Origin of the sequence: Actinacidiphila sp. bgisy167 (assembly GCF_965342175.1) — a bacterium.
Lineage (GTDB): Bacteria > Actinomycetota > Actinomycetes > Streptomycetales > Streptomycetaceae > Actinacidiphila.
Genome location: NZ_CBDRBL010000017.1, coordinates 19865 through 44824, shown reverse-complemented (window position 1 = coordinate 44824; position 24960 = coordinate 19865). Strand labels below are relative to the sequence as shown.

The window sequence follows — 24960 nt, the reverse complement described above, 5'->3', positions numbered from 1 at the left end:
GTCAAGCCTTTAGACCGTTCCGTCCGAGCCCTTGGCCTCGTCGAACAAACGTCGGAACCGCTCGCCGGACAGCAGGATGTGCCGACGCATGGCGTAGGCGGCGGCGTCGGGGTCACGGGCGGCGATCGCGGCCACGACGTCTTCGTGCTCGGCCATGGCCAAGTGAGTGACCTGGGTGTCGTGGAGAAGCCGGAACAGGTGCACGTGCGTGTGCAGGCGAGCGAGCGCTTCACGGATGACCTGGTTCTCCGCGCTCAGGGCGACGAGATCGTGAAAAGCGGCGTCGCGCAGCCCGAAGGCGCCATAGGCCACGGGCCCGCCGCCCCCCTCCAACTCCGCCATCTCCTCCAGCATGCGTCGCAGACCGGCCACCTGCTGCACGGATGCGCGTTCGGCGGATCTGCGCGCCGCCGCCGGCTCGAGGAGCAGGCGGAGCTCAAGCATGTCCTCGAATCGCTGACGGGTGATCTGGGGGGGAATGTGATAGCCGGCATGGGGCACACGCACCACCAGGCCCTCGGCCTCCATCCGGTTCAGAGCGTCTCGGATCGGCGTCTGCGAGACCCCCAGCTCTCGCGCCAGGACGTCGATCGTGACACGGGAGCCGGGCTCTATCCGTAGCGACATCAGCTGTCCGAGCAGCGTGTCGTACACCTCGTCGGCGAGCCGGCCACGAGATCTTCCCGGCGGCGTTCCGCCCGTCATGGCCCCACGGCCCCTCGCGATCATCGCTTCGTCGTCCATCGTGACTGTGAGGTCCTTTCTTACGTCTACGGGAACCGTTGACATCGGTCGCATACTGCGGGATGTTGATGCCCCCCGCTTGGATCGTATAGGAAAAGTGACGGACGCCAGTCATCCTTCACCCGTCGCGGAGCCGCCCGCCATAGCTCCGCCTCGATCAGCTGAAGCTCCAATGAGCATGCTCGACGTCCTACTCGGTTCGCCGCCGGGCCGCGCAAGGGCCGGAGGACCTCTCGACTGCTTGAAGCCCATCACGTCGCGGCGTACTCGTGACGCCGGTCTGCGGGTCAGCCCTTGCGGCAGCCGGCAACCCGCCTGAAAGCCCCGCAGCAACTGCTCGGCGAAGCACGCAGCAAGGCTCCAGAGCTCCCCACCCGGAAAGCAGGCGAGAAGATGCGGCATCCGAAGCGCATAAGACGACTGTCCGTTCCCCGTCGGACGGCGCAGTTGGCGACGGCGGCCATAGTGGTGGCCACGGCCCTGACGGCTTGCGGGCAGGACGACGGCGCGAATGCGAATAACGCCCCCAAGGCGCCGGCGACCATCCCGGAGCTCACCAAGAACCCGCTGACCCTCAAGTTCATCTGGTTCGACTGGCCCCCCGCCCACGCGCTGGAAGACTTCGCGAACGCGGAGTACACCAAGGAGCGGCCGAACGTGACCGTCAAGGTCAACACCGTGCCGAACGCGAACTGGCACGACGCGATGTTCACCCAGTTCGCAGCGCACAAGACCGACTTCGACATCCCGATCCTGGACTCGCAACACATCGGCGAGGCCGTGACGAACGGCAACATCCTCGACATCACCGACTTCGTCAAGAAGAACATCGACGTCAAGGCCTACAACCCGTACCTCCTGGCGGCCTACGGCCAGTACCCCCAGGCGGAGACCGGCAAGCGCGACGAGAACGCCAGCATGTACGGACTGCCGCTGCTCGGCGACACCTGGACGATGATCTACCGCAAGGACTTGATCGGCGACAAGCCGCCGCAGACGTGGGACGAGATGATCTCAGTCGCCGAGAAGTGCCAGGCGGACCACCCTGGCGTCAGCGGCCTGGCTTTCCACCAGGCCAACGGTTCGGACGCCGCGGCCGTAACCTACAACACGGTCAACAGCGTCTACGGCGGCAACCTCTGGGACTCCAAGACCCGCAAGATCGACGGCGTCATCAACGACGCTGCGGGCCAGGAGGCGATGGACGTCCTGGTCAACAAGATGAAGCCGCTGACCGCCGCGGGCTCCGGCAACTGGTTCATCGACGAGGTGAACGCGGCGGTCGCCCAGGGCAAGGCATGCATCGCGTTCAACTGGATCGCCGCGAGCGGCGGCCTGCTCGACCCGAAGCAGTCGACGCTCGGCACCACACGGGAGCAGATTCTCGACAAGCTGGGTTTTGCCACCCTGCCGAGCCAGAAGACGAACCTGGTGCCTCTCGGCGGCATGGGGATGCACGTGTCGGCCTACTCCCCCGAGGCGAACCAGGCGGAGGCCCTGAACTTCATGAAGTGGTTCGAGCGGGCTGACATCCAGAAGAAGTGGGCCGCGGCTGGTGGCGTGCCATCGCGTACGGACGCCCTGGAGTCGCCCGAGTTCCTCAATGCCGGGCCGTTCAACCAGGTGTACGCCGACTCGGTTCCGCGGATGCGGGACATGTGGAACGTGCCCGAGTACGCGCGCCTGGTCGACATCGAGAACACCAACGTGAACGCGGCTCTCAACGGCGCGAAAAAGCCGAAGGAAGCGCTCGACGACATCGCCAAGGAGCAGCAGGGCGTGCTCGACTCCGGCGGCCGCAAGGGCGGCGGCGGACTGTGAGTGACCCCACCTCTCTGACGACCGACCACCCCGGGCAGGTGGCGTCCGCGACGCCACCTGCACCGGGTCGGTCCCGCCGCTTGAGCGACCGCGGGCTCGCCGTGGCCTTCATCTCCCCCGCGCTGCTGCTGTTGCTCGCGATGTCGGTGTTCCCGCTGCTGTGGGCATTGTACCTGTCGTTCACCGACTACTCGGCCACCCGCGGGGGGCCGGCCCATTTCATCTGGTTCGAGAACTACATCGCCGTCCTGACGTCGGCGCAGGTCCACCTGAGGGCCTTGACGACGTTGATCTACGTGGTGGGCGCGGTCACCCTGCAGACCGTGCTCGGATTCGCCATCGCCTACCTGATCTCACGGCGCACGCACGGGCGAGGAGTGCTGACCACTGCGTTCCTGGTTCCGATGATGCTGTCGCCGGTCGTGGTCGGGTTGTTCTGGCGATTCATGCTCGACGCGCAATTCGGCGTGATCAACAGCATGCTCGGCTCGCTCGGCCTGGGGCAGGTGGAGTGGCTCACCCAGCAGCGAACGGCACTGCTGTCCCTGATCATGGTCGACACCTGGCAATGGACGCCGTTCATCATGCTCATCGCCCTCGCGGGCCTCACCGCGGTTCCCACGTACTTGTACGAGGCCGCCTCGATCGATCGGGCGTCCGAGTGGTTCCGGTTCCGCACCATCACTCTTCCGCTGGTGTGGCCGCTGCTCCTCATCGCGGTGTTGTTCAGGGCCATCGAGGCCTTCCGGCTGTTCGACCTCGTCTACATCCTCACCAGCGGAGGTCCGGGGGTCTCCACCGAGACGTTGTCGTTCCACGTCTACAAGGTCGCGTTCCTGGGCTTCAACACCGGAACCGCCTCGGCGTACGGGATCCTCATGGTCCTCGTCGTCATCGTCCTTACGCAGCTCTACCTGCGCTACTTGAACAAGCTCAAGGAGGACTGATGGCCGTCTCCGTCGACAAGGCCGTGTCCACGGGTCCAGACCGGGATCGCACTCCCCCCGCGCGCCGCTTCGGCGGCCGGGGCCGCTCCGCGCTGGAGGTCGCGCTGCTGACCGTGCTGGCCGTCGTGATGCTCTTTCCGGTGCTGTGGATGCTCGAGACGTCCATCAAGGAGAACCGGGACGTCTACGCGGTCCCGGCCAAGTTCTTCGACTTCAAGGTCACCCTGGACCATTTCAAGGACGTGTTCGTCGCCTCCGGCGGCGGTCGCTCGGCCCTGTCCGTCTCGTTCCTCAACTCCGTCGTGGTCGCCGGGGTCTCCACGGCGCTGGCCACCGTGCTGGGGGTCCCGGCGGCCTGGGCCTACTCACGCTTCGCCGTGAAGGCCAAGAAGGACCAGCTGTTCTTCATCCTGTCCACCCGCTTCATGCCGCCCGTGGTGGTCGTGGTCCCGATCTTCCTCATGTACCGCCAAGTCGGACTCATCGACAGCAAGCTCGGCCTGATCCTCATCTACGCCGCGTTCAACGTCCCGTTCACGATCTGGATGATGAAGGGGTTCGTCGACGAGGTGCCCGCGGAGTACGAGGATGCCGCCATGCTCGACGGCTACACCCGCTTGCAGGCGTTCTGGCGATTCACCCTTCCCCTGCTCCTGCCCGGCATCGCCGCGACGGCGGTCTTCGCACTCATCTTCTCGTGGAACGAGTTCGTGTTCGCCATCTTCCTCACCTCCAGCGACAGCGTGCGGACGGCCCCACCCGCCATCGCCGGCCTCATCGGTGGAACCACTGTGGACTGGGGTCTCGTCGCCGCCGCCTCCGTGGTGTTCGCCCTACCGGTGCTCGTCTTCGCCTACCTGGTGCGCAAGCACCTCATCGCCGGTGTGACGCTCGGGGCGGTGCGACGCTGATGGCGGGCATCGAGGTGACCACCCTGCACAAGCGCTACCCGGACGGGACGGTCGCAGTCGATCACGTGGACCTGTCCATCGGCGACGGCGAGCTGTTCGTGATGCTCGGCCCATCGGGCTGCGGCAAGACGACCACGCTGCGAGCCATAGCCGGGCTGGAGAGGCAGACGACGGGCGACATCCGCATCGGCGACACGCTCGTCAACGACCTGCCGCCCGCCGAGCGCGACATCGCCATGGTGTTCCAGTTCTACGCTCTCTACCCGCATCTGAGGACCCGCGACAACCTGGCGTTCCCACTGCGGGCCGAGGGACTGCCCAAAGCGGAGGTGCGCGAGCGGGTCGACGAGGCCGCCCGGCTGATGCGGCTCGGTCCGCTCCTGGACCGGCGACCGCACCGGCTGTCCGGCGGGGAGCAGCAGCGCGTCGCGCTTGCGCGCGCCCTGGTGCGGCGACCGCGCGCATTCCTCATGGACGAACCCCTCACCAATCTGGACGCGGAGCTGAGGGCGGACATGCGCACGGAGATCAAGCACCTGCAGGGGGAACTGGGGACGACGATGGTCTACGTCACCCACGACCAAGTCGAGGCGATGTCGCTCGGCCACAGAATCGCCATCCTCAACAAGGGCCGCGTCGAGCAGATCGGCACGCCGCTGGAGGTCTACGACCGTCCGGCGAGTCTTTTCTGTGCCGCGTTCATCGGCTCCCCGCCGATGAACCTGGTGGAGGTGGAGGTGGCCGACGGGAAGCTGCGCAGTCAGGGCGGACTGGTCCTCCCGCCACCGCCACGCCTGCCGCGCGACCGTCGCCTGGTCGCAGGCGTCCGGCCGGAGGCGCTGGAAGTCACAGCACCAGGGGCGGAGCGTTCGGCCCCGGCCCGCGTGGTCTCGGCGGAGTGGCTGGGAGACGAGATCATCTACGTGGTCGACCTCGGCGGCCGGCGCGACGTACGGGTTCGGATGCCACCGACTGTCCGTTTCGCCGCTGACGCGCCGGTCGGGCTGCGGCACACCGGCGGGCCCCCGCCGGTGTACGACGTGAGCACGGAAGAGCTGGTGGCCTGATGGGAACTGTGGCAGTGCAGGGGCTGTGCAAGTCCTTCGGCAGAGTCCAGGCCCTGGACGGGGTGACGCTGGACGTGCCGGACGGCTCGTTCTTCGTCGTGCTCGGGCCCTCCGGGGCAGGCAAGACGACCACCCTGCGAGCGATCGCCGGCCTCGAGCAGCTTGACGCCGGGTCGGTGCATCTGGACGGGAGGGACGCGACCGGTGACTCCCCGGCGGCACGCGACCTGGCCATGGTCTTCCAGAGCTACGCCCTCTACCCGCGCCTCACGGCGTACGAGAACATCGCTTCGCCGCTGCGGGCACGTCGTTGTTCTTCGAGCGAGATCGCCGCCGCCGTCGAGCAGATGTCGAGCCTGCTGCACATCGAACGTCTGCTGCAGCGTCGTCCCGCGCAGATGTCGGGCGGTGAGATGCAGCGCGTCGCCCTGGCCCGGGCGCTGGTCCGTCGCCCGCGCGCGTTTCTCATGGACGAGCCGCTGACGAACCTCGACCTCAAGCTCCGCGTCGAGATGCGCACCGAGCTCACCCGCATCCACCGGAGTCTCGGGGGAACCTTCGTCTACGTGACCAACGACCAGGTCGAGGCCCTGTCCATGGCCGACCAGGTCGCGGTCCTCAAGGAGGGGAAGGTGCAACAGGTCGGAACGCCGACCGAGGTGTACGAGCGACCGGCCAACCAGTGGGTCGCGGGCTTCGTCGGGAGCCCGCCGATCAGCCTCCTCCCCTGCCACGCCGAGGGGGATCGTCTGGTCGGGGCGGAAGGCTGGACGCTGCCGCGGCCCCGCTGGACCACGGCTGAGGACGGTCGTCCGCTGCTGCTGGGCCTGCGGGCAGAGGACCTGTCCATCGAGCAGCGTGGGGACGCGTCGTTGTCGGGTGAGCTCTACGGCCTTGAGCCGCTCGGTGACCGAACGGTCGTCGACGTCCGAGTGGGGACGGAGATCCTCAAGGTCAAGGCACGACCCACCGTCACGGGTACGCCGGGCGAGCGGCTGCTGGTCACGGTCGACCTGGACCGTGCGCACCTGTTCGATGCGGGCACCGGGCTGGCGCTGTCCCAGGCCGGGGGGTGACCGCGCAGGGCGGCGACGTCATCATGCGCCCGCACGTGGCAATCGAGTTTCGGCGGACCGTCACCGGTGAGCACGGCCTGACGACGCTGAAGCATGGCCCGAGAAGGCGGTCGGTGGCGGGGGGCGCCGCCCTGCAGCCGGGGCCGAGGCACGTTCGACCCGCTCGGCGACCTCGGCCCCGACGAGGTCGTGCGACCCGTTCGTCCACGCGCGTGGCGCGATCGCCGAGGTCACGCAGGACACCACCGAGAACATCACAGGAGGCGACGCTATGAGTGATCCGATGAACGTCCTGGCCCCCGAGCACCGGCGGCTCCGGATGGGCGACGCCTGGCGCGACGCCGCCGGCGGAGCCACCTTTGTCGTCGAGGATCCGGCCACCGGCAAGACCATCGCCGAGGTGTCGGACGCCGACGTCGTCGACGGGCTCGCCGCTCTGGACGCGGCGAGCAAGGCAATGGCGGGTTGGGCGGCGACACCGCCGCGAAAACGGTCGGAGTTGTTGACCGCGACGTACCGGGCACTGACCGAGCGATCCGAGGAGATCGCCCGGCTGATAACGCTCGAGATGGGCAAGCCGCTCGCCGAGGCTCGGGGAGAGGTGGCCTACGGCGCCGAGTTCTTCCGTTGGTTCGCCGAGGAGGCGGTGCGCGTCGAGGGGCGCTACAACACCGCTCCCACTGGTGGATACCGCATCCTCACCGTGCCGAAGCCGGTCGGACCGTGCGTCTTCGTGACGCCCTGGAACTTTCCGTTGGCCATGGGTGCACGCAAGATCGCTCCTGCGCTGGCGGCGGGTTGCACGACGATCACCAAGCCGGCAGCCCAGACGCCACTCACCATGCTGTTCCTGGCCCGCATCATGGAGGAGGTCGGCGTTCCCCCGGGCGTCGTCAACGTCGTGACGACCAAGCGTGCCGGCGAGGTGGTCTCAGCACTGCTGGCCGACCGTCGGACCCGCAAGCTCTCGTTCACCGGGTCGACCGAGGTCGGGCGCGTGCTGCTGCGACAGGCGGCGGACAACGTGCTGCGCACCTCCATGGAACTGGGCGGCAACGCGGCCTTGATCGTGTGTGCCGACGCGGACATGGACGTCGCGCTCGACGGTGCCATGGTGGCCAAGATGCGCAACATCGGGGAGTCCTGCATCGCGGCCAACCGGATCTACGTCGAGGAGCCGGTGCGCGAGGAGTTCACGGCGCGCCTCGCCGAGCGGATGGGCGCGCTCTCGGTGGGCCATGGTCTCGACGACGGCGTGGACGTCGGGCCGTTGATCGACGAGGCCTCGGTCACCAAGATCGACGAGCTCGTCGCCGACGCGGTCGATCGCGGCGCCCGTGTCGTGGTGGGCGGCGAGCGTCCGGATGGGCCGGGCCACTTCTACCCGCCTACGGTCCTGGTCGACGTGCCCGAAGACGCGCGGATCCTGCAGACGGAGATCTTCGGACCGGTGGCGCCGATCATCTCGTTCACGTCCGACGACGAGGTGATGGCGAAGGCCAACAACACCGAGCACGGCCTGGCCGGATACGTCTTCACCCGTGACCTCCAGCGGGCGCTCCGGTTCACCGAGGGGTTGGAGACGGGGATGGTCGGCATCAACCGTGGTCTGATCTCGGACCCGTCAGCTCCGTTCGGAGGCGTGAAGCAGTCCGGGATCGGCAAAGAGGGGTCGCACGAGGGCATCCTTGAGTACCTCGACGTCACCTACGCGGCGATCGACCTGCCGTGACCGGTTTGCTGCTCCGGGTGCCCGCCGGGGATCACCGCGCCCTGTGCGCACACGACCTGACCGGCCTCCACCCGTGGGGCGGGACCCGGGCCATGGTCGGCACGAATCCGCCGGCACCGGGGGACGTCGTCGACTCCGCCGGTGTGCGCGCCACAGACGCGGCCGCGGCGGTGGAGGGGGCGATCAGCCCTTTCGGCGGTCCCAGAGGCCACGCCCTCGCGCTCATGATCGAGGTGCTGGTCGCGACCTTGACTCGTACCGCCCTTGGCAACGATGTCCGCGGGACCCTCGACCCGACTGACCCGCCCAGCAGGGGCGACGTCTTCATCGCGATGGACCCGAGGGCGCCCGGTCACCTTATCCGGGAGCCCGGCGCGTGCCTGCGCCCCCCGGCAGCCGACGCCGTCCCGGTCTCGCGGGTGACCTGGACGCCCGCCCCGCACATCACCGCCGACGTTCCAGAGAGGCACTGACATGCTTGAGACCGTCCGCGGACCACGCCAGCTGATCGTGGGCGAAGGGGTCGCGCAGAACATCCCACGAGTGGTGGCCGAGTGTGGCTCGCGAGTCCTCGTCGTGACCGACCGGGTTCTTCTGGGGCAGCCGGGCGTGGCCGAGATCGTGGCCGCCGTGCGGGAGAAGGTCGACGTCGTCGGGGTGTTCGCCGACGCGACTCCGGACGTGCCACTCACCGATGTCGCCCTGGCCGTCTCGGTCGCCGCAGAGGTGGACGCCGACGTGATCCTCGCCATCGGGGGTGGCACGGTGATCGACCTCGCCAAAATCGTCGGCGTCATCCGGCGCCATGGTGGGACGCCGCGCGACTTCTACGGCGAGTCGAGGGTGCCGGGGCCGACGATTCCTCTCGTCGCGGTCCCGACGACGTCAGGCACCGGCTCCGAGCTCACGCCCGTCTCGGTGTTGACCGACCCGGACCGCGAGCTGAAGGTGGGGGTCTCCAGCGTCCACATCGTGCCCGACTTCGCCATCGTCGACCCCGAGCTCACCTATACCTGCCCTGCGACCGTCACTGCCCACTCCGGCATCGACGCGTTGTGTCACGCGGTGGAGAGCTACACCGCGCGACCCCGGGCCCACGGACCGCTCGACCCGGTGGAGCAGGTCTTCCTCGGCCGCAACCCGATCACCGATCACTACGCGCTCCTGGCCGCGAAGCGGATCGCCCGCAGCTTGCCCCGTGTCGTCAGGGACGGAGGCGACAAGGACGCGCGCGCGGACATGTCCTATGGGTCCATGCTGGCCGGGCTCGCGTTCTCCCACGCAGGCAACGCGGCTCCGCACGCCCTCCAGTACCCCATCGGCGCAGCCACCCACACACCGCACGGCCTGGGGGTCGGGCTGCTGCTGCCCTACGCGCTGGACGCGGCCAGGGATGCCATCGGCGACCGGTTGGCCATCCTCGCCGGGGTGTGCGGGCTCGACGTGACCGACGCCTCGGATGCCGAGGCCGCAGATACGTTCCTCACCTGGCTCGACGGGCTCCTTGCCGGCATCGGCATCCCGGCCACCTTGGCGGACATCGGCGTGGCGCGCGCCGACCTCCCGCGCTTCGCGGAGATGGCCAGTGGCGTCACCCGCTTGATCCAGAACCATCCAGGCCCGACCGACCCCGCCAGTCTGACCGCGATCCTCGAAGCGGCCTGGATCGGGGACCGGACCCGACACGTCCTGACTGCGGAGCAGAAATAGTGGCGGGCCTTTCACATGACGACGAGTTCCCTGCACCACCCTGGGTATCGGAATTGTCGGCCATGACTTAGTACTCCAGCGGTATTCGCGGCTTGACCTGGGGAAACGTCGAGTGGTGGGAGTGTAGCGGGCAGGATGCCGTCACGGACGGCTTCTGCCCGCTCGCCCCTCGCAGGAGTGCCCACGACGGCGAAGTCGTCCCGGCCGGGGAAGCCTCGCGTCGTGATCACCGACCAGGCGGCCGAGACCTGGGACCGCGACCTGGACCACCTCTTCACCACCATCCCATCGGGCACCACTTCAGCCGCGTCGAATCACGCCGCCGCATGCGGGACCACGTACGCGGACTGTTCGCCCCGGTGGCCCGCAAGAACAGCCGGCACCTTGCCGCACACGTCGGCCACGCCACCCCGACGGACTGCAGCAACTGCTCTCCCGAGCCCACGGGAACCCCGGCAACAGCCGCGACGACCGGCAGCCTCACATCGCCTCACACCGTCATCTGCGGCGGTACTCGTCATGGTCAAAGAAGCGGTCGGCCGGCATGTCCGATCGATGCTGGAGCCGGCCGTTCTTGCCCCGCACCCACAGGCTGTACTCCAAGGCCGCCTCCAAGGCGCCGCATCGAGCCCAGCGCTGAACGGCGATCCCGTGCGGCCGGCTCAGGCTGCGCCGTGGCGGCGCCCACCGCCGACGCATCAACACGCCGTCGTGGTGGTCGTACTCGGCCACCGGGCGCAACTGGACGGCAGCGCGGTCGTACTCGCGCTGCCCCTTCGCGCCCGCGCCGCAGGAACGGCGTTCCCGCCTGGCCGGGGCCCCGCGAGGGCGGGTCCGGGACGCCGGCGGCGGAAGAGGGAATCCCACCACGGCAGTACCGGTTGGAAGCTCTGGCAGACGAGTCACGGCCTCAGGAGGCAGAGCGTGTACGGCACCCCAGAGACGATCCGCAAGATCCTCACTCAAAGCGGCGACACCTGGGCTGTCGTCGGCTTGTCCTCGAACCAGCGACGAGCCGCCCATGGAGTCGCGGCCGTCCTGCAGCGCTACGGCAAGAGGATCGTTCCAGTTCATCCCAAGGCCGAGACGGTGCACGGGGAAAGGGGCTACCCGTCCCTGGCATCCATTCCGTTCAAGGTTGACGTCGTCGACGTATTCGTCAACAACGATCTCGCCGGGCACATCGCCGACGAGGCGGTCGCCGTCGGCGCCAACGCGGTCTGGTTCCAGCTCGGCGTCATCGACGAAGCCGCCTACGAGCGCACTCGCGCCGCCGGCGTCGACATGGTCATGGACCGCTGCCCGGCGATCGAGATCCCGCGCCTGGGCTAGCTTCCGGGCTCCTCCAGCTCCTCCAGTTCCGCCAGCCGCCGCAGCGTGGGGCCGAGGGCGCGGCGGCACACGCCGAGCTCCTTCCAGGGGTCGCCGTCCTCGTCGAGGCGGTCGGGGATGGTGCGCAGGGTCCAGCGGCGGGGCGGAGGGCGGGGTCGTCGGGTTCGGCCCAGTGCAGGGGCGTGGCGACCGGGGCGTGGGGGCGCGCGCACGGCGCAGGGGGCGACGGAGGTCTGGGCGTACGCATTGCGCTGGACGTCCGGGTAGAGCCGGCCGCGGCGGGCTGCCTTGCGGACCGCGGTGGTGAGCCGGTCCGGGTGGCGGCGGCCGGCACGGCGGACACCCGCCGGGCGAAGTCCCGTGCGACATCGAAGTCCGGGCCGCGGATCAGCGGCGCGACGACGTGCAGACCGCGCGAGCCGGTGGTCATCACGGCGGAGCCCGGCCCAAGCTCCCGCAGGAGGTCTCCGACGCGCACGGCGGTCCAGCACACGGCGGCGAAGTCGTCCTTTTCCAAGGCCAGGTCGAGGACGAGCCGGTCGGGGACGTCACGAGGTCAGGGGACGGGAAGCTCCGCGATGAGGGCGGTGCCGATCCGCCGGAAGCCGAGCCGGGCGTAGATCCGGGCGACGTCCTCGTCACCGGCCGCAAGGAACACCGTGGTCAGCCCGCGTTCACGGGCGTCCGCGACGAGCGCGCCGGTGACGGCGAGGGCCAGGCCGCGGCGGCGGGCGCCGGGCAGGGTGCCCACTCCGACGATCTCGCACACCCCGCCCACAGGGTTGTACTGGCCCGCGCACAGCGCCAGGCCGTCCTCGACGGCCGCGGCGTGGACGGTGAGCCCGGCCCGCACGCGGTCCTCGGCGGCGGCCACGAGGGCCGGTGCGGCGTGCAGCGGGAGCACGGCGTCGAGTTCGGCCCGCCCCGCGGCGCCGATCGCCGTGCCGGGCTGCGCGAATGCCAGGTGCGGGACGGTGAGCGCGCTCGGCAGCGCCGGATCGCCGGGCCCGAGCAGCCGCACGCTGACGCCCTCGGGGAGCTCCGCCTCCTGCGGGGCCGGGGCGAGCGGATCGAGCACCATCAGCGGATGCTCGTGTACGGCGAGGCCGGACTCCTGCGCCGCCGCCCGCAGTGCGGGGCTGGTCTCCGCGATCCACTCGAAGCACTCGGGCACGCCCAGTTCCCGCTGGCGGGCCCGCACCCGGTCCACGTCGGCCCGGCTGACGCTGCCGCCGTCCGCGTCCAGCCCCGGGCGCGCGTAGAAGGGCCAGCCGATGCCCTCGCGCACGAAGAGGGTGAGCGGGCCGTGCTCCTCGGCGCGGGCGCCCGCCCGCGGCACGGCGTCGTAGTAGCGCTCCAGACGGTCGAGGAGTTCCTTCACGCCGGCAGCCCCAGACCTTCGAGCACTTCGGCGCCGGGCAGCGACGCCAGCGCCTTGCCGGGCACGAGCAGTTTCCCGCGCCGCCGGCCACTGCCGACGATCACGTACGGGGCGTCCGCGACCGACGCGTCCACGAGCAGCGGCCAGTCGGCGGGCAGCCCGATCGGGGTGATGCCGCCGTACTCCATGCCGCTCTCGCCCACGGCGGTGTCCATCGGCGCGAAGGAGGCCTTGCGGACGCCGAGGTGGCGCCGCACGAGGCCGTTCACGTCGGTCCGCGTCGTGGCGAGCACGACACAGGCGGCGAGCGTCACCTGCTCGCCTCGCTTGCCCGCGACGACCACGCAGTTGGCGGACTGCTCCAGCGCGACCCCGTACGTCTCGGTGAAAACGGCGGTGTCGGCCTTCTCGGGGTCGGTGTCGACCAGCAGCAGATCCTCCACCGGCACCTGCCCGCTCCAGGCGGTCAGTGCGGCGGCGACCGGGGCCGGCAACAGGTCGAGCCGGTCCACTGCGGCGTGGACGTCGGTGAAGGTGCCGATGGGTGCGTGCATGTCCGGAACGCTAACAAACCCCGGGTGTCGGCGACGGACCGTCCCAGGTGGCGGGGCGGCCCGGGCGGCTCGTCCGCGCCGTGCAGGGCGCCGCCTGCGCTGGGCGGTGAGGCACCGTGGTCCGGCGGCGGCAGGGCGGCTCGGCCCGCCGTCGCGGCCACGTGCGTTGCCGTCCGCGGCGTGCGGAGGCGAGGCCCTCGAGTGGTCACCTGCCGTTCCGTCATGCGGGCGTGGCCGCCCGTCGCCGTGCCGGACGCGGCCGTTGCTGTCGTTGCTTCCGTTGCCCGCGCGGGCGCCGCCGATGTCCTCGTCCATGGCGGCACGATCGCCCCGGCCGCGGGCGGGTGGCAAGGTTCCATGCCGTTTCGGCAAGCGCCCACGCGGGGCCCGGAACGCTCAGGCCTCGGAGCCGAGTTTGTCCTCCAGCCCCGCGCGGAGTTCCGGGTCGAGTCCCGCGAGCGCGGCCAGTTGCTGATGCGTCGCGCCGGAGGGCACGGGCCGCGGCGCCGGCGTCCGCAGGGGCGGCTCCCAACCCCGCTCCGCCGTCCAGCGGCGGACGACCCGCGCGGGCGCGCCGGCCACCACCGAGTGGGCGGGGACCTCTCCCCGCACGATGGCCCCCGCCGCGACCACCGCGTTCCGCCCGATCCGCGCCCCCGGCAGGATCACCGCTCCCGCGCCGAGCCAGCTCCCGGAGCCGATCTCGACGGGCGCCGAACGCGGCCACTGGCGGCCGATGGGCTCGTGCGGGTCGTCGTAGGAGTGGTTGTCGCTGGTGACGTACACATACGGCCCGCAGTAGACGTCGTCGCCGAACACGACGGGCCGGGAGGCGATGACGTGGCTGCCGCGGCCGAGGACGACGCCGTTGCCGAGCCGGACGACGGGGTCGGGGCCGAGGTCGAGGCCGGGCATCATCCCGGCTGTCAGGGTGACCTGTTCGCCGATGATGCAGCACTCGCCGAGGTGGATCCATTCCTCGCCGAAGATCGTCCCCTGCGGGAACGCGAGCCGGGTCCCCGCGCCGATCCGGCCGAAGCGCAGCGGGCCGGGACGGTCGGCCGAGACGGCTCCCGCGTCCTGGACCCAGCGCCAGCCGCGGTGCACCAGGTGTGAGACGGCGCGGCGGCGGCAGGCCGCCACGGAGGAGAACACGTTCTCGTTCTTCGGCACCCGCTCACCGTACCGAGGGCGCCGGAGCGCGGCGCGAGGATCAGATGTGACGTGCGCCGCGTTCCGCCCAGGCGACGGCCACCTGCGCGGCGAGACGGACGTTGCCGCGCACGGCGGCGAGGTTCGCCTCCAGACTCGCCCCGCCGGTGTGCCGGACCAGGTGCCCGAGGAGGTACGGGGTGACCGCCTGGCCGGTGACGCCTTCGCGTGCGGCGGCGGCCAGTGCCTCCGTCAGCACCCGGTCGTGCAGGGCCGGGTCGAGCTGCTCGTGCTCCGGCACGGGGTTGGCGAGGATCACCGCGGAGGGCGGGCCGCCGAGGTCGTCCTGGGCGGCCATGACGCAGGCGGCCTCGTCGGGCGTCCGGACCGTCCAGTCGACCGGCTGCCCGGAGCGGCTGAGGTAGAAGCCCGGGAACCGCGTGGTGTCGTAGCCGATCACGGTGACGCCGAGGGTCTCCAGGCGCTGCAGGGTGGCGGGCACGTCGAGGATGGACTTCACGCCGGCGCACACCACGGTGATCCGGGTGCCGGCGAGCAGCCGCAGGTCGGCGGATTCGTCCTGCTCCTCCGTCCAGCCGCGGTGCACTCCGCCCAGGCCGCCGGTCGCGAACACCCGCAGTCCGGCGCGGGCCGCGAGGAAGGCCGTGGCGGAGACGGTGGTGGCGCCGCTCGCGCCGGTGGCGACCGCGACGGGCAGGTCGCGGTGGCCGAGCTTGCGCATCCCCTCGTCACCTGCGATCCGCTCCAGCCCCTTCGCGGTGAGCCCGATGCAGGGCGCTCCGTCCAGCACCGCGATCGTCGCGGGGACGGCGCCCGCCTCGCGCACGAGGGCCTCGAGCTCCAGCGCCACCTCGTGGTTGCGGGGGCGCGGCAGGCCATGGGAGATGATCGTCGACTCCAGTGCGACGACCGGGGCACCGGTTTCCAGCGCGAGGATCACTTCGTCGGAGAACGTCAGCACGCAGTACGCGCTACCCGCCCCGTGATCGGCGCAATCACGGCTACCGTGATCCCCATGCCGGAGAGAGCTCTGATCGCTGACGTCGCCGGACGCACCCCTCGGGTCGACCCCGCCGCCTTCACCGCGCCGACCTCGGTGGTGCTGGGCGACGTGACGATGGCGGCCGGCGCGAGCGTCTGGTACCACGCCGTGCTGCGCGGCGACTGCGAGGCGATCAGCGTCGGCGAGGGCAGCAACGTCCAGGACAACTGCACGGTGCACGCCGACCCGGGGTTCCCGGCCGTGATCGGCGCGGGCGTCACGGTGGGCCACAACGCGGTGCTGCACGGCTGCGTCGTGGAGGACGACGTGCTGGTCGGCATGGGCGCGACCGTCCTCAACGGCGCGCACATCGGCAGCGGCTCGCTCGTCGCGGCGGGCGCCCTCGTCCCGCAGGGGATGCGGGTGCCTCCGGGGTCGCTGGTGGCGGGTGCACCGGCGAGGGTACGCCGTGAGCTGACCGCCGAGGAGCGCGAGACGGTGCGGGCCAACGCCGCGCACTACGTCCGGCTCGCGGGCTCCCACCGAGCCGCCTTCGCCCGGGACTGAATCCGCGGGAACACCCGCGGGACGGGTGGGACCGACCGGCCCGGAACGCCGGACCGGCCCCCGCGGCCGCGGAGCGGGCCTCGCGGCCGGACCGGGCTCAGTCGGCGGCCGCCGCCACGGCCTCCGCCTCCGGGGCGGCCTCGTGGGCCTTGGCCGCTGCCGCCGCCCGGCGGCGCACGACGACGAACGAGCCGACTCCGACCAGCACGGCGGCGACCAGACCGAGCCAGGAGAAGCGCTTGAGCCATGGCTCCGCGACGATGCCCACGTAGTAGATGACGGCCGTGGTGCCGCCCGCCCACACGACGCCGCCGAGCACATTGGCGGTGAGGAACTTCCAGTACGGCATCTTCAGCACCCCGGAGAGCGGGCCGGCGAAGATCCGCAGCAGCGCGACGAAGCGCCCGAAGAACACCGCCCACATGCCCCAGCGGGTGAACGACGCCTCGGCGGTCGCGATGTGCGCCGGCGAGAAGTGCTTGGGGAAGCGCCGCCCCAGCCGGTCCAGCAGCGGCCGCCCGCCGCGGCGGCCGATGGCGTAGCCGATGGAGTCGCCCACGATCGCCCCGGCCGAGGCGCAGACGCCGACCACCCAGGGTTCCACGTGCCCTTGGGAGGCCAGCAGGGCCGAACTGACGAGGATGATCTCGCCCGGCAGCGGGATGCCCAGGCTCTCCAAACCGATCACCAGGCCCACCAGCAGGTAGACGCTGATCGGCGGGATCGTGCCGAGCCACTCCTGGACGTGCAAGGCCGCTTCCTCCCCTAGGCGGTCGGATGGGTCGTCGCGCACGTGCGCGCACGTCGTTGCAGCGTAGCCGACCCGGCCCGCCCTTCGTTCCACCGCATGCGGCTCCGCCCCGGGCAACGCGACAGCGGCCGGGGCCGCCTGGCGGAGGTCACAGACGGCGGCTGCGGCCGCACTGCTCGCGCCGAGGCGCGCGGTCCTCGTCGCGCCTGCCGCCGAGTCGGCGCCGAGACGGGCGTTTTCGGGCAGGTTCGGGAGGATTCACTCGGGTTCAGGAGGATTCGACCGTCTCGGAGCCCAACCGCGCCCCCGTTCCCAGCGGTTCCCGCCCGGTCCGCGGCCGCTTCCCGGCGCCACGGGGGGATCTCGCTCAGGCGCGGGGGCGGAGGGTCCAGACGATGGACATCTCGCCCGTGACCGCGCCGTCCTCGCGCTGGATGGCGACGGTGACGGGGAACTCCGGGCGTTGGCCCGCCTCGAGTTCGGCGAGGACGTCGGCGGCGGTACGCCCGAGCCGGGCGGTGGCGGTGACCGGGCCCATGGCGAGCTTCCGGTAGCCGATCTCGGCACGGACGGCGAGGGGTACGGCATGGGAGAGCCGGTCGGCGAAGGCGGCGAGGACGACGGCGCCGCTCGCGGTCTCCGCCAGGGTGAACATCGCGCCGGCGTGGGGGCCGCCGATGTGGTTGTGGTACGCGGGCTGGTCCGGAAGACGGACCACGGCATGCTCCGCGGTGGTCTCCAGAAACTCGATGCCGAGGGTGGCGGCCATCGGCACGGTGGCCGCCATGAGCGCGCCTATCTGGGACTGGTTCGTGGCCATGGGCCGGAGGTTACCAGCTGGTAATCACCATGGCCATGGAATCGTGTCCGCTCAACCCCTAGGGTTTCGAGGCATGTGGCCAGGACAGCAGCAGCCGGGGGGACCGCAGCATCCGCAGCAGCCCCCGCAGAACCAGCCCCCGTGGGGGCGCCAGCAGCAGCCCTCCCCGTACCGGCCGCAGGCTTCGCCGTACCAGCCGCAGCAGCACCCCGCCTACCACCAGCAGCCGACGCAGGCGTGGGGACCGCCGCCGGGCCCGGGCGGACCGACACCGCCCCGCGGGCCGCGGGGTGCGGTGACAGCGGTCGCGGCGGTGGCCGCGGCCGCGGTCGTCGCCGCGGGGGTGATGGTCGCGGTCAAGCTCACCGACGACGGCAGGCTCCCGCGGACGGCGCCGACCGCCGGCGGCTCGCCGACCGCCTCCGCGAGCTCCCCGGACTCGCCCGCCCCCTCGCCCTCCCCCACGGCGAGCGAGGACGACCGCCCCGGCCCGGACGACGCCCGCGGCAACCCCGGCGAGGCCGCCGTCACCCCGGTGGTGCCCGGCTGGCAGACCGTCGTGCGCGGGGACATGGGCGTCGCCTACGACGTCCCGAAGGGCTGGACGGTCAAGCCGCGAGACCTGCTCATCGGCTACGAGTGGGACGACAACCGCCTCGTCACCGGCGGCGCGTCCGTCCTCGACGAGAAGTGGTGCGGCCGCGAGGAGCGCGCGCTGGCGGGCGTGAAGGGCGGCAAGGGCGCCGAGAGCCTGAAGTCCGAGGCCGCCAACGTGGCGTACAACTGGGCGTACGGCAAGTACAACAAGGCCGGCGGCAGCGAACTCACCGAGGCCGCCCCCCGCGCCTACACCAACGCGCAGGGCGTGCACGGCTGGGTGGGCTCCACGCGCGCGACCGGGATGAAGGGCGAGTGCGCGGCCGACGGCACCTCGTACAGCTTCACCTTCCTCGGCAAGGACAAGGAGGTCCGCTCCTGGCTCCTGGTCGTGGACAGCGGCTACGAGGGCGCGCTCGACGCCGGGACGGTGGCGAAGATCCGCGACAGCGTCCGGCTGGTCGGCTGAGGCCGGCGATCGGGGCGGGCCGGCAGCACTCCGTCCGGCCCGGCCCGGCAGGGCCGACGGGCTCGACTCGGCTCACCGCGGCTCACCGCGGCGCACCACGGCCGCCGGCGGCGACACCGGCCCGCCGCCGGCCCCGACACCAGCCGAAAACGGTTTGCCAAACAGCGGCGCGGTGACGATAGTCCCCGGGTGAAACCCGACATCTCCCTGCGGCCGCGCTTCCCCGACTGGGCCGGCCGCAACTTCCGGCTCCTCGCCGCCTCCGCCTTCGTGACCGGGCTCGGCGCCTCGGGCGCCATGGTCGCCTCGGCCTTCGCCGTGCTGCAGGCCGGCGGCGGCGGTACGGACATCGGGCTGGTGGCCGCCGCGCGCACGGTGCCGCTGGTCGTCTTCCTCCTCATAGGCGGCGCCGTCGCCGACCGGCTGCCGAGACACCGGGTGATGGTCGCGGCCAACTGCCTCAACGCCGTCTCACAGGGCCTGTTCGCCGTACTGGTGCTGACCGGCCGGGCCGAGATCTGGCACATGGCCGTGCTCTCCGCGCTGGGCGGCACCGGGCAGGCCTTCTTCGCCCCCGCCAACGAGGGCATGCTGCTGTCGACCGTCGAATCCGCCCACGCGAGCCGTGCCTTCGCCGTGTTCCGGCTGGGCGTCAACGGCGCGAACGTCGGCGGCGCCGCGCTCGCCGGAGCGCTGGTCGCCTTCGCGGGGCCGGGCTGGGTGCTGGCGGTGGACGCCACGTGCTTCGCGGTCGCGGCCGGGCTGCGCGCCCTGCTCCGAGTGTCCCCCGCGGCGCTGCGCGACCCCGCGGAGCGGCGCGGCAGCCTGCTGGGCGATCTGCGCGACGGCTGGCGGGAGGTCGCCTCACGGCGCTGGCTGTGGGGCATCGTCGTGCAGTTCTCCGTCGTCAACGCCGTGATCACAGCCGCCGAATCGGTGTACGGGCCGCTTGTCGCCCGGGAGCACCTCGGCGGCGCCGGGCCGTGGGGCGCCGCACTGGCCGCGTTCGGCGCCGGGAACCTGCTGGGCGGGCTGCTGATGCTGCGCTGGCGGCCGCGCCGCATGCTGCTCGCCGGTGTGCTCTGCGTCTTCCCGTTCTCGCTGCCCGCCGCCGCGCTCGCCCTGGCGCTCCCGGTGCCGCTGCTGGCAGGGGCGATGCTGGTCGCCGGCATGTCGATCGAGGTGTTCGGCGTGGCCTGGATGATGGCGCTGCACCAGGAGATCCCCGAGGACAAGCTCTCCCGCGTCGCGGCCTACGACTGGTTCGGCTCCGTCTCCATGATCCCGATCGGCGCGGCCCTGGCCGGACCTGCCGCGGACACCTTCGGCCTGTACGGGGCGCTGTGGGGCTGCGCGGGACTGACGGTGCTGCTCACCGGCGGGGTGCTCACCCTGCCCGAGGTACGCCGGCTGCGCCGGGTGGACGAGCCCGAGGGCGGCCGGACGGTCGCGCGGGGCGGTCAGCCGACGCCGAAGGAGCCCTCGGGCGGGATCGGCGAGGGCACCGCGTCGGTGTCGTAGACCGGCCGCGCGCCCCGTCCGAACACCTCCAGCGCGTCGCCGTCCACCACCCGTGCGGGGAAGGCGTCGGACGCGGTGCGCCGCGCGAGGCGGTCCACCGGCAGCGGGGCACGGCTCGCGGCGAGCACGGTGTTCCCGAAGCGGCGGCCCCGCAGGACCGCGGGTTCGGCGATCAGGCACACGTGGCCGAACAGCGCGCGCAGGCCCGCGATCTGCGGCCGCAGGAAGTCGAAGGGCGCCGAGTCCGCGAGGTTCGCCAGGTACAGCCCACCGGGGCGCAGGACCCGGGCCGCCTCGGAGACGAACTCGTACGAGGCCAGGTGCGCCGGCACCCGCGAACCGCCGAACACGTCGGCGACGACGACGTCCGCCGACGCGTCCGGGGCGCCCTCGAGCCAGGCGCGGGCGTCGTCCGTGGTGATCGCCACGGACTCGCCGCCTCGGCCGAGCGGCAGCCGTGCGGCGACGAGTGCGGCCAGCGCCCGGTCGGCCTCCACGACGCGCTGCCGCGAGCCGGGCCGGGTCGCGGCGGTGTAGCGGGGCAGGGTCAGGGCGCCGCCGCCCAGGTGGACGACGTCCAGCGGCGCGCCCCCGGGCGCGGCCTCGTCCAGCACGTAGGCGAGGCGGCGCGCGTACTCGAACTCCAGGTGGGTCGGGTCGTCGAGGTCCACATACGACTGCGGTGCCCCGTCGACCGTGAGCAGCCAGCCCGCGGGCCGGTCCACGTCCGGCATGAGCCGGGCCGCGCCGAAGTCCACGTCCTGCGCCACGGGTATGCGTCCGTCGTCCTCCACACGGCGATTCTCCCAGCACACGCGGAGGCCTGAGGGGCGAACCCCCGGACCCCCGCGCTCACCCCGCCCGTGCTCACCCGGCGGGCTCACTGGGCGGGGCCCATCGGCCGTCCTGACCCGGCGGGGCTCAGTCGGCGGGGCTCAGTCGGCGAGCGCCGTCACCGTGCCCGCGCCCACGTGCGGCCGCCCTCGCGGATCGCGAAACCGAGCCCGGGAGGCCCAGCAGCGCAGTGCGACGGCCGCGCGGTCGGCGTCGTCCGGGCGCGGCGTGCCCGCGAGCACGGTGCGGGACAGGGCACGGCGGGCGGGCGCGGCGATGCCGAGGAAGGGGAACGCGTCCCGCATGTACGCGGCCGCCGGGGCGGGCCCGCTCCGGGTCGGCGGCGAAGCCGTACGCCGTGGTCAGCCGAGGCAGCACGAGGTCGGCGAGAGCGCTGCCCGGCACGACCGGGGCAGCGGCGGCCATGGCCCCACGGTAGGCGGCGGCACCGGAGCGCCGTCCTCCTCCGCTAGGCTCGCGGAATGTCCGAGGTCATGTCCGAGGCAGCCATCCTCTCCCGCCCTCGTCCACGAGCGGCGTCGTGGGCCCGACTGGCTCTGCTGGTCGCCCTCCTGTTCGGAGCCGCCGCCGCGGTGCTGGTCTGGGAGCCGCAGCGGCTGCTCGCCCACGGCTGGCCCGCGCAGCTCACGGGTGCCGCGGCCGTGGTGCTCTTCGCCGCGGGCTACGGGCTCTGCGCCCTCGCCTTCGTACCGCGCCCGCTGCTCAACGTGGGGGCCGGAGCGCTCTTCGGCGCCCAGGCGGGTCTGCCCTCGGCTCTCGCCGGCACGGTGCTCGGCGCCGGACTCGCCTTCGTCCTCGGCCGGCTCCTCGGGCGGGACGCGCTGCGCCCGCTGCTCCGCGGACGGGTGCTGCTCGCCGCCGATCGCCAGCTCAGCGAGCACGGCTTCCGCACGATGCTGGCGATGCGTCTCTTCCCGGGTGTGCCCTTCGCTGCGGCCAATTACAGCGCGGCGCTCTCACGGATGCGGCTGGCGCCTTTCCTGCTGGCCACGGCGCTGGGCAGCGTGCCCAACACGGGGGCCTACGTCCTCGCCGGCAGCCGCGCCACGACGCCGACGTCCCCGGTCTTCCTCCTCGCGATGGGTTTCATCGCGGTCACCGGGCTCGCCGCCGTCGTCGCCACAGCGCGCTCCCGCCGCAGGCGCTGACCGCGCCACCGCCGCCCGCCCCTTCTTCCCGTCCGCCCTGTCCCGCCGCTCTCCGCGGCGGGACGGAAACGTGGCGCGACGTGTTCGTCGCGCGGAGAGCCGCCCGAGGGCAGCGGCGCATTCCCCGCACAGGCGCGGGAATCGGGCCCGGGTCAATGCACGGCGCGTTCCCGGCGACACCACCGTGGAAGGCAATGGATTCCGCGGCGGGGAATCCCGAAATCCGTCCACGGGGTGTGGCTTCCCCGGTCCTTCAACGGCACGCGCCGGGCCTCCGCATACTTTGGTATAGAAGTCCGCCGGGGCGGTCCCTGTTTTTTGTCGCGTGCCGGGCCCCGCGTTTACGGTTGCGGGCGTGATCGACGTGAGACGGGCCTTGCGGGGGCATCCCCGGCTGGTGGACGCGGGTGTGGTGGCAGGCGCCGCCGCGGTGACGTTCTTCGTCACACAGCTCGAGGGGCTGGGCCTGTATGTGTACCCGCAGGCGTCCAGCCGGGCCTTCCTCAGCCTGCTGCCGGCCGGCCGGCTGCTCCAGATCTCCCCGATCCCCCTGCTGGCCTGCGTGGCCCTGTTCTGGCGCCGACGCCATCCGGTCGTGCTGACCCTGGTCCTCGCGGCGCTGGCGGTGGTCTGGCCCGTGGCCGCACCGCTGCAGGTGGCCCTGTTCACCGTGGCCGCCCACCGGCCCCTGCGGACGACGCTCCGGGTCGCCGGCCTGGCGCTGCTGCCGGTGGCGGCGCAGTTCCTGGTCCCCAGATACGCAGGCGCCCTCACCTTCAGCGCGACCGTCGCCGCCGTGGCGCTCGTGGGCACCACCGTCGGCTGGGGCCTGTACGTACGGGATCGCGCCGTGCGGGCGGAGCGGGACGCGGACCTGCGGGCCGAACAGGTCCGCCGGCACACCCGGGAGGAGATCGCCCGGGAGATGCACGACGTGCTGGCCCACCGGCTGACCCTGCTCAGCGTCCACGCGGGGGCGCTGGAGTTCCATCCGGGCGCGTCACCGGCCCAGGTCGCCGAGGCCGCGGGGGTGATCCGGCAGAGCGCCGGGCAGGCCCTGGAGGACCTCCAGGACGTGCTGCGCGTCCTGCGCACCCCCACCGTCGCCCCGCACGCCGAGCCGCCGCAGCCCTCCGTGGCCGACCTGGACCGGCTGGTCGAGGAGTCGCGCGCGGCCGGCGCCACCGTCGAGCTGCGGCGAGAGACGGCGGACCTGACCACCATGGACCCGGCCACGGGCCGCGCCGCGTACCGCATCCTGCAGGAAGCCCTCACCAACCACCGCAAGCACGCACCGGCGGACGGCCCGCTGCGGCTGTCGCTGACCGGCGGGCCCCGTGACGGACTGACCATCACGGCCCGCAACCACGTGCGGCCGGAACGCACCGCGCGTCGCGGGGGTGGCGGCCAGGGCCTCGTCGGGATGGACGAGAGGGCCACGCTGGCCGGCGGCCGTATGCGCCGTACCAGTACCGCGACCGACTTCGGCCTCGAGATCTGGCTGCCATGGAACAGGTGACCCGCGTCCTGATCGTGGACGACGACCCGCTGGTGCGCTCCGGGCTGCGCATGATGCTCTCCGGCGCTGAGGACATCGAGGTGGTCGCGGAGGCGGCGGACGGTACGGAGGTCCTGCCCCTGGTCGACGCGCACCGGCCCGACCTGGTCCTGATGGACATCCGGATGCCGCGGATGGACGGCCTGCGCGCCACAGCGGAACTACGGCGCGGGACCCGCCCGCCCGAGGTGCTGATCCTGACCACCTTCACGACGGACGGCTACGTCCTGGAGGCGCTGCGGGCCGGTGCGGCGGGCTACGTCCTCAAGCACACGCCCCCCGCCCAGATCGTCGCCGCGGTGCGCAACATCGCGGCGGGCGAGCCGGTCCTCTCGCCGGCCGCCGTCAAACAGCTGATCGGCGCCGTCACCGCGGCCGACGGCACCGCCGCCGATGACAGCCCCGCTGGGCGGCCCGACGACCGCGGTGAGGCGGAGCGGCTGCTCGGGCTCCTGGGGCCGCGGGAGCGGGAGGTGGCGCTGGCGGTGGCGCAGGGCAGCACCAACGCCGAGATCTCGGCGTCGTTGTACATGAGCGTCCCGACGGTGAAGGCGCACGTGTCCCACATCCTCACCAAGCTCGGGCTGAACAACCGAGTGCAGATCGCCCTCGTGGTGTACCGGGCCGGCCTCGCCTGACGGCTGGGTCAGTCCGCCAGGCGCAGGCCGTCGACGAGGAGCCCGACCAGGCGGCGCGCGTCGTAGCGGGGATCGCTGTCCGCACCGATGCAGAGGTTGCCGACACCGCGCATGAACCCGTAGGCCTCCACGTCCGACCGGATCTCGCCCGACGCCGCGGCGGCGGCCAGCAGTTCGGCGCAGACGGGCAGGAGGCGGTCGAGGAAGTAGGCGTGCAGCGCCTCGAAGCCCGCGTTGTCGGAGCGCAGCACGGCGGCGAGCCCGTGCTTGGTCACCAGGAAGTCGACGAAGAGCTCCACCCATCGCGCCAGCGCGGCGTGCGGGCTCGCGCTGCCCGCCAGCAGCGCGGGTCCGGCCTCGGCGCAGGCCTCGACCTGGTGCCGGTAGACGGCGATGATCAGATCGGCCCGGGTCGGGAAGTGGCGGTAGATCGTGCCCGTCCCCACACCTGCCCGGGCGGCGATGTCGCGCACCGGGGCCTCCACGCCCGAGGCGACGAAGGCCGCGGCAGCCGCCTCGAGCAGGCTCTCCTCGTTGCGCCGGGCGTCCGCCCGCCTGGCCCGCTCCACCACTGTGCCGCTCCCTCCGCGACGCACCCTTGTCAAA

25 protein-coding genes and 2 pseudogenes are annotated in these 24960 nt (G+C 72.0%); 15 read left to right on the top strand and 12 right to left on the bottom strand.

What is annotated here, in order from left to right:
* Positions 1 to 9: 9 nt before the first annotated feature.
* On the bottom strand, positions 10 to 744 hold the full coding sequence (locus ACRWND_RS09485) for a GntR family transcriptional regulator (protein ID WP_431947985.1): 735 nt from the start codon (positions 742 to 744) through the stop codon (positions 10 to 12).
* Between the two features lie 393 nt (positions 745 to 1137).
* Here ACRWND_RS09485 and ACRWND_RS09480 point away from each other — a divergent pair, with 393 nt between their 5' ends.
* The 8 genes from ACRWND_RS09480 to ACRWND_RS09445 all read left to right on the top strand — a co-directional run bounded on the left by ACRWND_RS09480 (position 1138) and on the right by ACRWND_RS09445 (position 10008).
* Complete coding sequence (locus ACRWND_RS09480; protein WP_431947983.1) at positions 1138 to 2565, top strand: extracellular solute-binding protein; 1428 nt, start codon at positions 1138 to 1140, stop codon at positions 2563 to 2565.
* A gap of 80 nt (positions 2566 to 2645) precedes the next feature.
* Positions 2646 to 3512 (top strand): carbohydrate ABC transporter permease, encoded by an 867-nt coding sequence (locus ACRWND_RS09475; RefSeq protein ID WP_431947981.1) that lies wholly within the window; start codon positions 2646 to 2648, stop codon positions 3510 to 3512.
* The gene (locus tag ACRWND_RS09470; protein WP_431947979.1) at positions 3512 to 4423 is read left to right on the top strand and encodes a carbohydrate ABC transporter permease; all 912 of its coding nucleotides are present in this window, start codon (positions 3512 to 3514) and stop codon (positions 4421 to 4423) included. The genes ACRWND_RS09475 and ACRWND_RS09470 overlap by 1 nt, the downstream gene beginning before the upstream one ends.
* Positions 4423 to 5490: an ABC transporter ATP-binding protein gene (locus ACRWND_RS09465; RefSeq protein WP_431947977.1), complete on the top strand. Its 1068-nt coding sequence runs from the start codon at positions 4423 to 4425 to the stop codon at positions 5488 to 5490. The genes ACRWND_RS09470 and ACRWND_RS09465 overlap by 1 nt, the downstream gene beginning before the upstream one ends.
* A complete protein-coding gene (locus ACRWND_RS09460) occupies positions 5490 to 6566 on the top strand; it encodes an ABC transporter ATP-binding protein (protein ID WP_431947976.1) in 1077 nt (358 codons plus the stop codon). Before ACRWND_RS09465 ends, ACRWND_RS09460 begins: the two co-directional genes overlap by 1 nt.
* Positions 6567 to 6837: 271 nt before the next feature.
* Positions 6838 to 8298 carry an NAD-dependent succinate-semialdehyde dehydrogenase gene (locus ACRWND_RS09455; protein ID WP_431947974.1) on the top strand — a complete coding sequence of 487 codons (1461 nt, stop codon included), beginning with the start codon at positions 6838 to 6840 and terminating at the stop codon, positions 8296 to 8298.
* On the top strand, positions 8295 to 8771 hold the full coding sequence (locus ACRWND_RS09450) for an Ldh family oxidoreductase (RefSeq protein ID WP_431947972.1): 477 nt from the start codon (positions 8295 to 8297) through the stop codon (positions 8769 to 8771). Before ACRWND_RS09455 ends, ACRWND_RS09450 begins: the two co-directional genes overlap by 4 nt.
* A gap of 1 nt (position 8772) precedes the next feature.
* The gene (locus ACRWND_RS09445) at positions 8773 to 10008 is read left to right on the top strand and encodes an iron-containing alcohol dehydrogenase (RefSeq protein WP_431947970.1); all 1236 of its coding nucleotides are present in this window, start codon (positions 8773 to 8775) and stop codon (positions 10006 to 10008) included.
* 498 nt (positions 10009 to 10506) lie between these two features.
* Here the strand turns inward: ACRWND_RS09445 and ACRWND_RS09440 are convergent, their stop codons facing one another.
* Positions 10507 to 10740 carry a hypothetical protein gene (locus ACRWND_RS09440; RefSeq protein WP_431947969.1) on the bottom strand — a complete coding sequence of 78 codons (234 nt, stop codon included), beginning with the start codon at positions 10738 to 10740 and terminating at the stop codon, positions 10507 to 10509.
* Between the two features lie 192 nt (positions 10741 to 10932).
* Between ACRWND_RS09440 and ACRWND_RS09435 the strand changes: the two genes are divergently transcribed.
* Positions 10933 to 11340 carry a CoA-binding protein gene (locus ACRWND_RS09435; protein ID WP_431947967.1) on the top strand — a complete coding sequence of 136 codons (408 nt, stop codon included), beginning with the start codon at positions 10933 to 10935 and terminating at the stop codon, positions 11338 to 11340.
* On the opposite strand, the pseudogene ACRWND_RS09430 reads toward ACRWND_RS09435, so the two are convergent.
* The 5 genes and pseudogenes from ACRWND_RS09430 to ACRWND_RS09410 all read right to left on the bottom strand — a co-directional run bounded on the left by ACRWND_RS09430 (position 11337) and on the right by ACRWND_RS09410 (position 15409).
* A pseudogene (locus ACRWND_RS09430) lies at positions 11337 to 11833 on the bottom strand (hypothetical protein). The gene ACRWND_RS09435 and the pseudogene ACRWND_RS09430 sit on opposite strands and share 4 nt — an antisense overlap.
* Positions 11834 to 11896: 63 nt before the next feature.
* Entirely contained in the window at positions 11897 to 12721 is an 825-nt protein-coding gene (locus ACRWND_RS09425; protein WP_431947965.1) for a GNAT family N-acetyltransferase, read from the bottom strand.
* Positions 12718 to 13275, bottom strand: a complete 558-nt coding sequence (locus tag ACRWND_RS09420) for a YbaK/EbsC family protein (RefSeq protein ID WP_431947963.1) — start codon at positions 13273 to 13275, stop codon at positions 12718 to 12720. The genes ACRWND_RS09425 and ACRWND_RS09420 overlap by 4 nt, the downstream gene beginning before the upstream one ends.
* 396 nt (positions 13276 to 13671) lie before the next feature.
* Positions 13672 to 14448: an acyltransferase gene (locus tag ACRWND_RS09415; protein ID WP_431947961.1), complete on the bottom strand. Its 777-nt coding sequence runs from the start codon at positions 14446 to 14448 to the stop codon at positions 13672 to 13674.
* Between the two features lie 40 nt (positions 14449 to 14488).
* Entirely contained in the window at positions 14489 to 15409 is a 921-nt protein-coding gene (locus tag ACRWND_RS09410; RefSeq protein WP_431947959.1) for a pseudouridine-5'-phosphate glycosidase, read from the bottom strand.
* Between the two features lie 54 nt (positions 15410 to 15463).
* Here ACRWND_RS09410 and ACRWND_RS09405 point away from each other — a divergent pair, with 54 nt between their 5' ends.
* Positions 15464 to 15997 carry a gamma carbonic anhydrase family protein gene (locus ACRWND_RS09405; protein ID WP_431947957.1) on the top strand — a complete coding sequence of 178 codons (534 nt, stop codon included), beginning with the start codon at positions 15464 to 15466 and terminating at the stop codon, positions 15995 to 15997.
* Positions 15998 to 16094: 97 nt separating this feature from the next.
* Here the strand turns inward: ACRWND_RS09405 and ACRWND_RS09400 are convergent, their stop codons facing one another.
* Positions 16095 to 16748 carry a DedA family protein gene (locus tag ACRWND_RS09400; RefSeq protein ID WP_431947955.1) on the bottom strand — a complete coding sequence of 218 codons (654 nt, stop codon included), beginning with the start codon at positions 16746 to 16748 and terminating at the stop codon, positions 16095 to 16097.
* Between the two features lie 367 nt (positions 16749 to 17115).
* Positions 17116 to 17568 (bottom strand): DUF4442 domain-containing protein, encoded by a 453-nt coding sequence (locus tag ACRWND_RS09395; protein ID WP_431947953.1) that lies wholly within the window; start codon positions 17566 to 17568, stop codon positions 17116 to 17118.
* 73 nt (positions 17569 to 17641) lie between these two features.
* Here ACRWND_RS09395 and ACRWND_RS09390 point away from each other — a divergent pair, with 73 nt between their 5' ends.
* Both ACRWND_RS09390 and ACRWND_RS09385 read left to right on the top strand, forming a co-directional pair.
* The gene (locus ACRWND_RS09390) at positions 17642 to 18634 is read left to right on the top strand and encodes a hypothetical protein (RefSeq protein ID WP_431947951.1); all 993 of its coding nucleotides are present in this window, start codon (positions 17642 to 17644) and stop codon (positions 18632 to 18634) included.
* A 189-nt stretch (positions 18635 to 18823) separates the two neighbouring features.
* Complete coding sequence (locus ACRWND_RS09385; RefSeq protein WP_431947949.1) at positions 18824 to 20155, top strand: MFS transporter; 1332 nt, start codon at positions 18824 to 18826, stop codon at positions 20153 to 20155.
* On the opposite strand, the gene ACRWND_RS09380 is transcribed toward ACRWND_RS09385, so the two are convergent.
* Both ACRWND_RS09380 and ACRWND_RS09375 read right to left on the bottom strand, forming a co-directional pair.
* Positions 20095 to 20889 (bottom strand): spermidine synthase, encoded by a 795-nt coding sequence (locus ACRWND_RS09380; RefSeq protein WP_431948073.1) that lies wholly within the window; start codon positions 20887 to 20889, stop codon positions 20095 to 20097. The genes ACRWND_RS09385 and ACRWND_RS09380 overlap by 61 nt on opposite strands.
* Positions 20890 to 21168: 279 nt before the next feature.
* Positions 21169 to 21415: pseudogene (locus tag ACRWND_RS09375) on the bottom strand (DNA alkylation repair protein); the annotation flags it as partial.
* Between the two features lie 56 nt (positions 21416 to 21471).
* On the opposite strand from ACRWND_RS09375, the gene ACRWND_RS09370 reads away from it, so the two are divergent.
* The 3 genes from ACRWND_RS09370 to ACRWND_RS09360 all read left to right on the top strand — a co-directional run bounded on the left by ACRWND_RS09370 (position 21472) and on the right by ACRWND_RS09360 (position 24354).
* Positions 21472 to 22158, top strand: coding sequence for a TVP38/TMEM64 family protein (locus ACRWND_RS09370; protein ID WP_431947947.1), 687 nt, complete (start codon positions 21472 to 21474; stop codon positions 22156 to 22158).
* A gap of 355 nt (positions 22159 to 22513) precedes the next feature.
* Positions 22514 to 23677: a sensor histidine kinase gene (locus tag ACRWND_RS09365; RefSeq protein WP_431947945.1), complete on the top strand. Its 1164-nt coding sequence runs from the start codon at positions 22514 to 22516 to the stop codon at positions 23675 to 23677.
* A complete protein-coding gene (locus ACRWND_RS09360) occupies positions 23665 to 24354 on the top strand; it encodes a response regulator (RefSeq protein WP_431947943.1) in 690 nt (229 codons plus the stop codon). The genes ACRWND_RS09365 and ACRWND_RS09360 overlap by 13 nt, the downstream gene beginning before the upstream one ends.
* Before the next feature lie 8 nt (positions 24355 to 24362).
* Here ACRWND_RS09360 and ACRWND_RS09355 read toward each other — a convergent pair whose 3' ends face one another.
* The gene (locus tag ACRWND_RS09355; protein ID WP_431947941.1) at positions 24363 to 24926 is read right to left on the bottom strand and encodes a TetR/AcrR family transcriptional regulator; all 564 of its coding nucleotides are present in this window, start codon (positions 24924 to 24926) and stop codon (positions 24363 to 24365) included.
* Positions 24927 to 24960 lie beyond the last annotated feature (34 nt).

What these genes read in the sequence shown, in the direction of transcription:
- ACRWND_RS09485 (WP_431947985.1), bottom strand. Translation starts at nt 744, where the DNA reads ATGGACGACGAAGCGATGATCGCGAGGGGCCGTGGGGCCATGACGGGC.
- ACRWND_RS09480 (WP_431947983.1), top strand. Translation starts at nt 1,138, where the DNA reads ATGCGGCATCCGAAGCGCATAAGACGACTGTCCGTTCCCCGTCGGACG.
- ACRWND_RS09470 (WP_431947979.1), top strand. Translation starts at nt 3,512, where the DNA reads ATGGCCGTCTCCGTCGACAAGGCCGTGTCCACGGGTCCAGACCGGGAT.
- ACRWND_RS09465 (WP_431947977.1), top strand. Translation starts at nt 4,423, where the DNA reads ATGGCGGGCATCGAGGTGACCACCCTGCACAAGCGCTACCCGGACGGG.
- ACRWND_RS09460 (WP_431947976.1), top strand. Translation starts at nt 5,490, where the DNA reads ATGGGAACTGTGGCAGTGCAGGGGCTGTGCAAGTCCTTCGGCAGAGTC.
- ACRWND_RS09455 (WP_431947974.1), top strand. Translation starts at nt 6,838, where the DNA reads ATGAGTGATCCGATGAACGTCCTGGCCCCCGAGCACCGGCGGCTCCGG.
- ACRWND_RS09445 (WP_431947970.1), top strand. Translation starts at nt 8,773, where the DNA reads ATGCTTGAGACCGTCCGCGGACCACGCCAGCTGATCGTGGGCGAAGGG.
- ACRWND_RS09420 (WP_431947963.1), bottom strand. Translation starts at nt 13,275, where the DNA reads ATGCACGCACCCATCGGCACCTTCACCGACGTCCACGCCGCAGTGGAC.
- ACRWND_RS09405 (WP_431947957.1), top strand. Translation starts at nt 15,464, where the DNA reads ATGCCGGAGAGAGCTCTGATCGCTGACGTCGCCGGACGCACCCCTCGG.
- ACRWND_RS09395 (WP_431947953.1), bottom strand. Translation starts at nt 17,568, where the DNA reads ATGGCCACGAACCAGTCCCAGATAGGCGCGCTCATGGCGGCCACCGTG.
- ACRWND_RS09390 (WP_431947951.1), top strand. Translation starts at nt 17,642, where the DNA reads ATGTGGCCAGGACAGCAGCAGCCGGGGGGACCGCAGCATCCGCAGCAG.
- ACRWND_RS09380 (WP_431948073.1), bottom strand. Translation starts at nt 20,889, where the DNA reads ATGCCGGACGTGGACCGGCCCGCGGGCTGGCTGCTCACGGTCGACGGG.
- ACRWND_RS09370 (WP_431947947.1), top strand. Translation starts at nt 21,472, where the DNA reads ATGTCCGAGGTCATGTCCGAGGCAGCCATCCTCTCCCGCCCTCGTCCA.
- ACRWND_RS09360 (WP_431947943.1), top strand. Translation starts at nt 23,665, where the DNA reads ATGGAACAGGTGACCCGCGTCCTGATCGTGGACGACGACCCGCTGGTG.